At 70.3% G+C, this 10,656-nt stretch carries 11 protein-coding genes; 7 read left to right on the top strand and 4 right to left on the bottom strand.

Features of this window, described 5'->3' with window-relative positions; translation table 11 throughout:
• From AC1D1S_RS15465 to AC1D1S_RS15455, 3 genes are all read left to right on the top strand, one after another.
• The coding region (locus AC1D1S_RS15465) for an L-aspartate oxidase (protein ID WP_476994849.1) at window positions 1-1,654 on the top strand (1,654 nt) is incomplete at its 5' end.
• 35 nt (window positions 1,655-1,689) lie between these two features.
• Window positions 1,690-2,616: a carboxylating nicotinate-nucleotide diphosphorylase gene (nadC, locus tag AC1D1S_RS15460; protein WP_243181329.1), complete on the top strand. Its 927-nt coding sequence runs from the start codon at window positions 1,690-1,692 to the stop codon at window positions 2,614-2,616.
• 8 nt (window positions 2,617-2,624) lie between these two features.
• Window positions 2,625-3,779 (top strand): cysteine desulfurase family protein, encoded by a 1,155-nt coding sequence (locus AC1D1S_RS15455; protein ID WP_243181294.1) that lies wholly within the window; start codon window positions 2,625-2,627, stop codon window positions 3,777-3,779.
• Between the two features lie 83 nt (window positions 3,780-3,862).
• Here AC1D1S_RS15455 and AC1D1S_RS15450 read toward each other — a convergent pair whose 3' ends face one another.
• Window positions 3,863-4,348, bottom strand: coding sequence for a GtrA family protein (locus AC1D1S_RS15450; protein ID WP_243181295.1), 486 nt, complete (start codon window positions 4,346-4,348; stop codon window positions 3,863-3,865).
• A 4-nt stretch (window positions 4,349-4,352) separates the two neighbouring features.
• Window positions 4,353-5,027, bottom strand: a complete 675-nt coding sequence (locus AC1D1S_RS15445; protein WP_028277528.1) for a DUF1684 domain-containing protein — start codon at window positions 5,025-5,027, stop codon at window positions 4,353-4,355.
• A 125-nt stretch (window positions 5,028-5,152) separates the two neighbouring features.
• Between AC1D1S_RS15445 and AC1D1S_RS15440 the strand changes: the two genes are divergently transcribed.
• The 3 genes from AC1D1S_RS15440 to AC1D1S_RS15430 all read left to right on the top strand — a co-directional run bounded on the left by AC1D1S_RS15440 (window position 5,153) and on the right by AC1D1S_RS15430 (window position 8,351).
• Window positions 5,153-6,601 carry a M20/M25/M40 family metallo-hydrolase gene (locus tag AC1D1S_RS15440; protein ID WP_476994848.1) on the top strand — a complete coding sequence of 483 codons (1,449 nt, stop codon included), beginning with the start codon at window positions 5,153-5,155 and terminating at the stop codon, window positions 6,599-6,601.
• A gap of 30 nt (window positions 6,602-6,631) precedes the next feature.
• Window positions 6,632-7,462, top strand: coding sequence for a hypothetical protein (locus AC1D1S_RS15435; RefSeq protein ID WP_243181297.1), 831 nt, complete (start codon window positions 6,632-6,634; stop codon window positions 7,460-7,462).
• Between the two features lie 85 nt (window positions 7,463-7,547).
• Window positions 7,548-8,351, top strand: coding sequence for a transglutaminase-like domain-containing protein (locus AC1D1S_RS15430; protein WP_243181298.1), 804 nt, complete (start codon window positions 7,548-7,550; stop codon window positions 8,349-8,351).
• 33 nt (window positions 8,352-8,384) lie between these two features.
• Here AC1D1S_RS15430 and AC1D1S_RS15425 read toward each other — a convergent pair whose 3' ends face one another.
• The gene (locus tag AC1D1S_RS15425) at window positions 8,385-8,846 is read right to left on the bottom strand and encodes a MarR family winged helix-turn-helix transcriptional regulator (RefSeq protein ID WP_243181330.1); all 462 of its coding nucleotides are present in this window, start codon (window positions 8,844-8,846) and stop codon (window positions 8,385-8,387) included.
• On the bottom strand, window positions 8,846-9,967 hold the full coding sequence (locus tag AC1D1S_RS15420; protein WP_243181299.1) for an LLM class flavin-dependent oxidoreductase: 1,122 nt from the start codon (window positions 9,965-9,967) through the stop codon (window positions 8,846-8,848). Before AC1D1S_RS15420 ends, AC1D1S_RS15425 begins: the two co-directional genes overlap by 1 nt.
• A gap of 247 nt (window positions 9,968-10,214) precedes the next feature.
• Here AC1D1S_RS15420 and AC1D1S_RS15415 point away from each other — a divergent pair.
• Window positions 10,215-10,656, top strand: a 442-nt coding sequence (locus AC1D1S_RS15415) for an MFS transporter (RefSeq protein ID WP_476994847.1), incomplete at its 3' end; no start/stop codon positions are given.

Here is a 10,656-nt window from a genome sequence, read left to right as displayed (position 1 = left end):
CTCCGTGGCAGCGCACATCGCGGACACGCTCGCCGCCGGGGCCGGGCTCAACGACCCCGAGGCAGTCCGGGTCCTGTGTACAGAGGCCGTCCGGGACATCGCCGGACTGGGCCGCTACGGCGTGCATTTCGACACAGCTCCCGACGGCGGACCGGCCCTGGGCCTTGAAGCGGCACACTCGGMGCCCCGCATCCTGCACGCCGGCGGGGACGCGACGGGCGCCTGCATCGCCCGCGGGCTCGTCGCCGCCGTCCTCGAACGCGCCGTCCTGGACMGCGCCGGCCACGGCCGGCTCCGGGTGGAGACCAGCGCGTTCGTCACCGGACTCCTGACCGGACCGGACGACGTGGCCGAAGCGCTGCCGGACGAACTGTCACAGCGCGGCAGCATGCCCCCGACGCCGGCCCGGGTCACCGGAGTGGCCTACCTGGCCGGCGGACGGCCCCAGGAACTGGCGGCCGACGCCGTCCTGCTCACTACCGGCGGGGCGGGCCGGCTCTTTGCCCGCACCAGCAACCCCGGCGTCGCCACCGCCGACGGCCTGGCCCTGGCCYGGCGTGCCGGCGCCTCGGTGCGGGACCTCGAGTTCTTCCAGTTCCACCCCACCACCCTTGCCGCCGAGGAGATTCCAGGCGGGCCGCCGGCCCTGCTCATCTCCGAAGCGGTCCGCGGCGAGGGCGCGGTGCTGCTGGACTCCGCGGGATACCGCTTCATGCCCGACTACCACCCCGACGCCGAACTGGCCCCCCGCGACGTCGTCTCCCGCAGCATCGCCCTGCACCTGGCCGCCACMGGGGCCGCGCCGGACAGCCCGGTCTACCTGGACGCCCGCGGCATCGAGGCAGCGCGGGGCGCGGGCTTCCTGGCCCGGCGGTTCCCGACCATCACGGCGGCCACCCTCGCCGCCGGCTACGACTGGACCACAGAAACGGTCCCCGTCTCCCCGGCCGCGCACTACTGGATGGGCGGCGTGTGCACCGACCTGCGGGGCCGCACGTCCGTTCCCGGCCTGTACGCCGCCGGCGAGGTCGCCCGCACCGGGGCGCAGGGGGCCAACCGGATGGCGAGCAACTCGCTGCTGGAGGGCCTGGTGTTTGGCCGCCGCGCCGTCGAGGACTTCCTGCGCGCCGACCCGTCGCACGACACCACTGCTCCGCGTGCTCCCCACGGTCCCCCTAGCCTCGCAAGCTCGGCCAGGGAACCCGGATCGTGTGGGCCCACGGCCGCGGGCGGCCTCCCCTTGACGCACGCTTCCGCAGCGCCGTCGCACGACTTCACGTCAGGGGAGGACACTTTAGCGAGCGTGTCCGAAGATTTTGTGAAGTCGGTATCCGCGTACGGGGTTTTCTCGCGCGACGCTCTTCGGCGGTTGATGACGGCGGACGCCGGGGTAATGCGCAGCGGGGAGCAACTGCGGGAGGCGGAGACCGTGCTTGCGGCCTGGGACGCCGTTGTCCATTCTGAGACCGCTCCCGATGCCGGCCACAGTGACTGGCTCTGCCAGGATGCCCATGAGGACCGGAACTTGCTCCTCGCGGCCCGCCTCCTTGTGGCGGCTGCCCTGAACCGCACGCAGTCCGTCGGAGCCCACTACCGGGCGGACACGGACGACGCCTCAGCCCTCACCCATTCCATGCAAAGGATTTCCTCGTGACCACCACTGCCCACGCCACCGCTGCCCCGGAAACCCTGCCCTCCCGCGCCGCGGCCCTCGCCGGGAGCCTGCCCGAGGCCGCCGTTCTCGCCGTCCTCCGCACGGCGCTGCAGGAGGACGCCCCGTCCGGGGACATCACCTCGCAGGTGCTCATCCCCGCGCAGGCGCGGGCGACGGCGGTTCTCAACGCCCGGGTTCCCGGCGTGCTGAGCGGCGGGGAGGTCTTCGCCGCGGCGATGCGGCTGACCGACCCGGGCGCCGTCGTCGAACTGCTGGTCAACGACGGCGAGGCCTTCGCTGCCGGAACCGCCCTGGCCCGCGTGACCGGGAACGCCCGCGCCGTGCTGCTGGCCGAACGCGTCGCACTGAACCTGGTCCAGCGGATGAGCGCCATCGCCACCAAAACGGCCGAGTTCGTGGCGCTCGTGGCCGGCACCCGGGCCCGGATCACCGATACCCGCAAGACGACGCCGGGGCTGCGGGTGCTCGAACGCTACGCCGTCCGCTGCGGCGGCGGCGCCAACCACCGCTTCAGCCTCTCCGACGCCGTCCTGGCCAAGGACAACCACCTGGCCGTCCTCACCGGCGGCGACCCGGCGAAGCTGACCGCAGTGCTCCTTGGCGCCAAGGCGCAGCTCGGCCACACAACACACTTCGAAGTGGAGGTGGACACCATGGAGCAGATCAAGCCCGTCCTTGCCGCCGGGGTGGACACCATCATGCTGGACAACTTCTCCCTGGCCGAGCTCGCGGCCGGCGTCGGACTGGTGGGCGGCCGGGCCCGCGTCGAGGCCAGCGGCAACGTCAACCTCTCCACCGTGGCGGACATCGCGGCCACCGGGGTTGACGTCATCTCGATCGGCGCCCTGACGCACAGTGTCACGGCCCTGGACCTCGGCCTGGACATTGAGCTTGACGTCGAGCCGGCCGTCGACTCCGGCGCCGGTCCGGCGGCCGGCTGAGGCGCACCATGATCTTCCTCGACGCCGCGGCCACCACCCCGGTCCGCCGCGAGGTGCTGGAGGCCATGTGGCCCTACCTCACGGGCGAATTTGGCAACCCGGCAAGCCATCACTCMCTGGGAGAGGCGGCTGCCGCGGCGCTCGCGGGGGCCCGCGCCGCAACCGCCAAGGCCCTCGGCTGCCGCCCCGGGGAAGTCGTCTTCACCTCCGGCGGCACGGAAGCGGACAACCTCGCCGTCAAGGGCATCGCCCTGGCCCGGCGCGCCGCCGATCCGCGCCTGGACCGGGTGGCAATCAGCGCCGTCGAGCATCCCGCGGTGGAAGAATCCGCCCGGTACCTCGAACGGGTCCACGGCTTCGCCGTCGACGTGATCCCCGTGGACCGCTTCGGGCAGGTAAGCGAAGAGGCCCTCGCCGCCGTGCTGCAGCCCGGCACGGCCCTGGTCAGCATCATGTACGCCAACAACGAGGTCGGTACGGTCCAGCCCATCGCCCGGCTCGCGGCGCTGGCCCGTGCCCACGGAGTCCCGTTCCACACCGACGCCGTCCAGGCCGCCGGCTGGCTGCCGCTGGACACCGGCGCACTGGGCGTGGACGCGCTGAGCATTTCCGGCCACAAGCTGGGCGCGCCCAAAGGCAGCGGCGCGCTGTTTGTGCGCGGCCGGGTCCGGCTTGAACCGCTGGTCCACGGTGGCGGGCAGGAGCGCGGCCGCCGGTCGGGCACGGAAAACGTCGCCGGCGCCGTGGCGCTGGCGACGGCCCTGGCGCTGCCGCGGGAACCGGCCGGGCACGTCGCTGCCCTCCGCGACGGGTTCTTTGACGCCGTGCTGGCCGGTGTTCCCGGCGCACTGCTCACCGGCCACCCCACCGAGCGGCTGCCCTCGGTGGCATCCTTCTGCTTCCCGGGCACCAGCGGCGAGTCCGTGCTGCTGGAGCTCGAACGCCAGGGCATCATCTGCTCCAGCGGTTCCGCGTGTGCCGCCGGCTCGGATGCGCCCTCACCCGTGCTGCTGGCCCTGGGCATCGAGCCCGAGATCGCCCAGACGGCGGTGCGGTTCAGCTTCGACTCGACCGTGACGGCAGCGCAGTTGCAGGAGGCGGCGGCCGCGGTCCGCACCGCCGTCGCCGGCGTCCGCTCCCTCGGCACCCCCTCCACCGGTTGAGCCGTCACTACATGTCCCTATCGGGCCGCCTCCATAGCGGCTTGAACTGCTAGCTCAACCCGGGGTGGGGGCCGTGGGCGACGTCAGCGGTGGCGGGCGCGGCGGAAGATCCAGTGCCGCAGCATCGTGAACCGCACGGCGGTGGCGGCGAAACCGGAGAGGGTGGTGGTCCACAGCTCCTCCGCCACGGTGGCGTCCGGGTTGACCCAGTGCAGGACGGCGAGGCTGCCGCCGGTGATCAGCAGCGCGACGAGGATTACGATCAGGCCGTTGAGGTGGTCGCGCTTCATCCGGCGGCTTTCGGTGATCTTGAACGTCAGGCGCCGGTTGAGGGCGGTATTCATGAACGACGTCAGGATCAGGGCCGCCGCGTTGGCCGGCTGTGCCCCAAGCCAGGGCCGGGAGAGGGCGTACAGGGCCAGGGAGGTCAGGGTGCAGACAATGCCGACGCCGGTGAACCGGATGAGCTGCCGGACCACGGGGTAACGCAGGACTCCACGGTACCGGCGGGTCTTCGGCCCGAGGACGACGGCGGGGGCAGGGTCAAGCTGTTCGAGCTGGGACTCCATCCGCTCAGTACAGCTCGCCCACGGGGATGTCCACGGCCAGCCGGTTTGCCGGGCCGGCCAGCGGACATGCCCAGGCCTCGTTGTAGGCGCACGAGGGGTTGTAGGCGAAATTGAAGTCCAGGATGAATTCGGCCTGGGGCCCGGAGCCCCGCACGCCGTGGAAAGCTCCCTTAATGGTGTCCAGGAGGTAGCGTCCGGCGCCATAACTGCCACCGGGCTGGCCGGCGGTGGCGTCACGGAACGGCACGAAGATACCGCCGCCGTAACCCCTGAGCTTCCAGACCGCGAGCTGTCCCATCTCGGGCAGGTCGAAGGTGCCCAGCCGCACAAACCGGACCAGGCCGTCGGTCCCGGTCTCTACGTTCATCTCCCGCCCGGCGCCCTCGGGGGTCAGCGGGACGTGGAAACGGTAGATCGGATCGTAGTCCGCCGTCTTCAGGCCGCCGAAGGTGGCCTTGGCCTCGGCCGTCAGCGCGGACGCCGGGTGGGTGCCGAACATGCGGTCCCGCTCCTGGCGCCAGTAGGAATGCGCCTCGGCCGGGCTGTCCGCGGCAATCTTCCGCGTGGTGGCGTAAAGGGCAAAGGTCCGCAGCCGCCAGTCCGCGATATCGAGGGCCGACATGCCTGCCACGTCGCCCAGATCCCCAAAGTGCGTTCCGTCAATGCTCTGTTCGGCCATGCCCCCAGCGTATCCGCTTTCCCGAGGCCGAAATTTGTGCGCCGAATTGTGCCCGGGATTCCGGGGCCGGACCCGCGCGCGGAATAGCCCGTTCCGGCGGACCCTCCGGCCGTAGACTTTCGCGCATGCGCAACCCCCTGCAGAACGCGGCCGCCGGCAATACCCTCAAGAGCCCCGGCGGAACACCGGGCGGCCCCGGGCACCCGCCGGGCGCCGGGCGCGCGGCGGCGTCGCTGGCGGAGCTCGTGACGTACCGGACCGTGTCCAGCCGGGCCGAGGGGTCCTCCGCGGCCGGGGCCGGGGCCGGGGTGGAAACAGCCGAGTTCGAGGCCTTCATCGCGGCGCTGCCCCGGTTGTATCCGGCGGTCCATGCTGCCCTGGAACTGGAGCGGGTCAACGGCCACGCCCTCCTGTACCGCTGGCCCGGCGCCGCACCAGCGGAGGACCCGGCGGCCGCGCACCGGGCATCGGTGCTGATGGCGCACTACGACGTCGTCCCGGCAGACGACCCGGGGGAGTGGACACACCCGCCGTTCTCCGGCCACAACGACGGCACGTTCCTCTGGGGCCGCGGGACGCTCGATGACAAAGGCCAGCTCGTGGCCATCCTGGAAGCGGCCGAGAGCCTGCTGCTGGCGGGGTATTCGCCCGCGCACGACCTCTACTTCTCGTTCGGCAACAACGAGGAGACAGCCGGCAACAGCGCGGCGGCCGCCGCCGACCTGCTGGCCGGCCGCGGCGTGGTGCCCTGGCTCGTCCTGGACGAGGGCGGTGCCGTCGCGGGCGGCGCCTTCCCGGGGGTGAGCCGGCCGGCCGCCGTCGTCGGCGTGGCCGAAAAGGGAATCCTGGACGTGGAGCTGCTGACCCGGGACCCGGGCGGACACGCCTCCACGCCKCCGCGGATGGGGGCGACAGCGCGGCTGGCCCGCGCCATCACCCGGATCGAGCGCAGCCCGTTCCCGCAGTCGCTGCCGGAGGTGACCGCCGAGATGCTGCGCCGCTTCGGCCCGCACACCCCGCCACCGCTGCGGGCCGTGTTCGCGAACGTGGCACTGCTCCGGGCGCCCATCACCTGGCTCTTCGGCCGGCTCGGCAGCGAGACCAACGCCATGACCCGGACCACCGTCGCCATCACCACGCTCGAAGGCAGCTCCGGGGCCAACGTCCTCGCCGCCACGGCGAAGGCCAACGCCAACATCAGGGTGGCGGTGGGGGAGACGGTCGAGGGCACCATGGCACTGCTGCGGAAAATCATCCGCGACCCGAAAGTCGGACTGCGCGTCGTGGAGGGCAACGACCCGTCTCCGGTGTCGCCGTCCTCGGGGGCCCAGTGGGACCTGCTGGCGGACTGCATCGGGCAGGTCTTCCCCGAGGCGATCATCACCCCCTACATCATGATGGGCGGCACCGACTCGCGCCGTTTCACCGGGATCTGCGGTGCCGTGTACCGCTTCGCGCCCTTCTTCATGGACGTCCGGGCCCGCGGCTCGATCCACACCGTTGACGAAAAGATCGGGCTGGAGACGCTGGAGCAGGGGGTCCGGTTCTACGAAACACTGATKCGGGAGCTCTGAGTCATGCGGCGCCCCGGCTACGCTGGCACCATGACTGGGACGGCCCCTTCTTCAACAGGCACCGCAGGAATCCGGGGCGCTGTGCTGCGCACCGGCGCGGCGCTCGCAGTCGCGGTGGCAGCCCTTTCGGGCTGCAGCAGCGACGGCAAGGGGACGCCGGTCTGGACCGCGGGCAGCAGCCCGGCCGACAGTGCGGGTCCCGGTGCGAGTGAGAGTGCGACGCCGTCTGCCACCACTGATGCCGCCGCCTCGGCCAGCGCTTCCCCCACCCCGGGCTCGAGCGCAGCGGCTTGGAAGGTCTTTACCGACCCGGCAAAGTCCGTCAGTTTTGAGGTGCCGCAGGACTGGATTGTCCAGTCCGTAGCTCCCGATGCCGGTGCTCTGCCCGGGGCGCTGAAGATCACCGTCAAGGACGCCGGCGGCGCCTACCTGGCCACCTTGCAGACCGGCCTGCCCCCGCAGCCTGCCGCGGCCTGCCCGGACGACGCCGCCCGCAACTACGTCGTGGTCAGCAGCGTGCCGGTTGACCTGCCGCACGCCGGCGGCGGGGGCACCATTGACCCGCACGTGGTGTTCCGGGTGGTCCAGGGCTACAAGTACTTCGGCTCCTACGGCATCACCAACGTGGTGGGCGGCGCGGGCGGCAAGAGCTGCGCGTTGCAGAACGTGGTCCGTGGCCCGGCCGGCAAGGGGGACTATTCGTTCGGGGACCTGACAGTGCTCAAGGCGTTGGCGCCGGACCAAAAGGTTGCCCCCGCCAAGGCGTTCGACACTCTCGACCAGGCGGCCAAGTACGTCAACGAGGGGTCCGAATTCGCGAACGTCCAGCGGATGCTAATGTCTCTGAAGATCAAAAACTAGTCCCGCCCGCCCCGCACATCCCCGGGCCGTTGACGGCGGCTTCCCCTGCACCCACCTCAATCCCACATCCCGGAGACAGAGATACATGGAACGCGCCGTAGCCGCCCGCCTGGCCTTCAAGACCGTTGCCGAAACCAAGGTGGCTCTCGCCGTGGCCGTGGCCCGGAACGCCGGCTACGACTCGATTGACGAATCGCTCAGGGTGACCGCGGGAGGCGGGGACGTGCCGCTGACCGAGCTCTCGGACCATCACGGCGGCCGCTTCCACTACATGGAATTCGCCGAACCCACCGACGTCCTGGTTGAGTATTCGGCCACCGTCACCGGCTTCGCGCTGCCCGAGGAACCCGGGCTCATGGAACTGATCCGCTATGTCCGGCCCAGCCGCTACGCGGAATCGGACCGGCTGTTGCCCACCGCCTACGCCGAATTCGGCGGGCTCCAGGGCGAGGAGCTGCTCCACGCGGTCCGGGACTGGGTTTTCAACGAGCTGCGCTACGTCAGCGGATCCTCGCGGGGGACCGACGGCGCGGTCGAAACACTGCTGCACCGCCGCGGCGTCTGCCGGGACTTTGCCCACCTCGCCATTGCCCTGCTGCGTTCCAAGAACGTCCCGGCCCGGCTGGCCGCCGTCTACGCCCCGGGACTGACCCCGATGGACTTCCACGCCGTGGCCGAGGCGCACATCAACGGCACCTGGCACGTCATCGACCCCACGGGGCTGGCGCCACGGGAGAGCATGCTGCGGATCACGGCAGGACGCGATTCCTCGGACACCGCCTTCCTGTCCACCGTGGGCGGCAGCCTGTCCCTGAAGGAACTCAGCGTCACCGCCGTCGTCGATAACCTGCCACAGGAAGACCCGGCGCAGCTCGTCGCGATCCACTAGGCAGCGCACGGCCGGGCTGTCAAGGGCACGGCCTTAGCGCACGGAGACCGCGGCGCGGAGCTTCTCGGTCAGCCGCAGCAGCTCCTGCTGTTCGGCGGCGGAGAGGGCCGGGCCCACGAGCGCGGCGATGTCGCGCACGTGTTCCCGGCCGATCTGCTTCTGCAGGTCCCGTCCGGCATCGGTGAGCCGGATGAGGATCCCGCGGCCGTCCTCCGGGGCTGGAGTCCGTTCAACGAGCCCACGCTTTTCGAGCCGCTCCACCAGCCGGCTCAGGCTGGACTGGCTCAGCAGCACGTTGTCGTTGAGCTCGTTCAGGCGCAGCCACCCGGAGGGGCAGCGGGAGAGCGTAAACAGGACGTCGTACTCATTGAGCGCCAGGGCTTTGAATGCCGGCGCCGCCTGCAGCTTGCGCATCACCGCCACCTGGGCCCGGAACAGGGATTCCCAGGTTTCCGCGGCCAGGCGTACCGGCGATTCGGTAGTCTTGGCGGGCATCATGAGCCCTGAATGGTGGTCTCCGCGGCGGCGTCGACGGTGCCCGCTGCCAGCGCGGCGGCAACACGGCCGGCGTGCGTCGGCGGTTCGGGAACGTGCGCCGGCTTGAGCGCGGCATATTCCTTGCGCAGCACCGGCAGCACTTCCTCCCCGAACAGGTCCAGCTGTTCCAGGACGGTCTTCAGCGGCAGGCCGGCGTGGTCGATCAGGAAGAGCTGGCGCTGGTAGTCGCCGAAGTACTCCCTGAACGACAGGGTCTTTTCGATCACTTCCTGCGGGCTGCCGACGGTCAACGGGGTCTGGGACGTGAAGTCCTCCAGCGAGGGGCCGTGGCCGTAGACCGGGGCGTTGTCGAAGTAGGGACGGAACTCCTTGACGGCGTCCTGGGAGTTCTTCCGCATGAAGAACTGGCCGCCGAGGCCCACAATCGCCTGGTCCGCCTTGCCGTGGCCGTAGTGCTCATAGCGTTCGCGGTAGAGGCCGATCAGCTGCTGGTAGTGCTCCTTGGGCCAGAAGATGTTGTTGGCGAAGAAACCGTCACCGTAGTACGCCGCCACTTCGGCGATCTGCGGCGTGCGGATCGAGCCGTGCCACACGAAGGGGGCGACGCCGTCGAGCGGGCGGGGGGTGGAGGTGAAGTTCTGCAACGGGGTGCGGTGCTTGCCGGACCAGTTGACGGTGTCCTCGTCCCAGAGGCGSCGCAGCAGGGAGTAGTTCTCGATCGCGAGTTCGATCCCGTCCTGGATGTTCTTGCCGAACCAGGGGTAGACGGGGGCGGTGTTGCCGCGGCCCAGGACCAGGTCCACGCGTCCGTCCGCGAGGTGCTGGAGCATCGCGAAGTCCTCTGCGATCTTCACGGGGTCGTTCGTGGTGATCAGGGTCGTGGCCGTGGACAGGATGATGCGCTCGGTCTGGGCCGCGATGTACGCCAGCGTGGTGGTGGGGGAGGACGAGAAGAACGGCCGGTTATGGTGCTCGCCGAGGGCGTAGACATCCATGCCGATCTCTTCGACCTTCTTGGCGATCGCCACGGACGCCTTGATGCGCTCGTGCTCAGTCGGGGTGCGGCCCGTGGTGGGGTCGGTAGTGATGTCGCTGACGCTGAATACGCCGATCTGCATGGTGTGCCTTTCCGTGGCCGGGGTGGATCCGGGATCTGGTTCTACTATAGCCGATTTAGATGCATTTGCATCTATCGACCGGTATAACGCCCGTCGCGGACGAATATTCCCGCGCCGTTCCGCCGGGGTTTCCCGCCCCGTCTTCCCGGCCGCGTTGCCGGCCGCGTTCCCGCCTTCGGCGACGGCGCGGGCCTAGGATGCAATCAGTCGGCTGGCCGCGAGGTGCCCGCCCTCCCGGAAGGCCGCCATGCGCCGTGTTGTAGCTTTTCTGTGTCTGGTGGAGCTCACCAGTGGAATCCTGCAGGGCTATTACACGCCCATCCTCACCGATATCGCCCGGCACCTGGGAATCCACGACGCCGACGTCAACTGGTTCGAGGCCGCGCAGCTCATGGTCAGCGCCCTCGCCGTGCCGGTGCTGGCCAAGCTGGGGGACATGTACGGGCACAAGAGGATCCTGCTGGTTTCCACGCTGGTCACCGCCATGGCCTCCTGGGTCGTCGCGCTCGCCCCGGACTTCTGGACCTTCCTGGCCGCGTGGTCGTTCCAGGGTTTCTACGTGGTCTGGCTGCCCCTGGAAATTGCCCTGATCTTCAGCCGCGTCCATCAGCTGCCCGACGGCGCCGCCCGCACGCGGCGCGCGGCCGGCGTCCTCGTCGGGGCGCTGGAAGCCGGTGTCATCGCCGGGG

This window comes from Arthrobacter sp. P1_A5 (assembly GCF_056406825.1).
This window is presented reverse-complemented; position numbering and strand designations above follow the sequence as displayed.

Coding starts and splice junctions, on each gene's coding strand:
- AC1D1S_RS15450 (WP_243181295.1), bottom strand. CDS start 4,348: ATGGAGTCCCAGCTCGAACAGCTTGACCCTGCCCCCGCCGTCGTCCTC.
- AC1D1S_RS15445 (WP_028277528.1), bottom strand. CDS start 5,027: ATGGCCGAACAGAGCATTGACGGAACGCACTTTGGGGATCTGGGCGAC.
- AC1D1S_RS15435 (WP_243181297.1), top strand. CDS start 6,632: ATGACTGGGACGGCCCCTTCTTCAACAGGCACCGCAGGAATCCGGGGC.
- AC1D1S_RS15430 (WP_243181298.1), top strand. CDS start 7,548: ATGGAACGCGCCGTAGCCGCCCGCCTGGCCTTCAAGACCGTTGCCGAA.
- AC1D1S_RS15425 (WP_243181330.1), bottom strand. CDS start 8,846: ATGCCCGCCAAGACTACCGAATCGCCGGTACGCCTGGCCGCGGAAACC.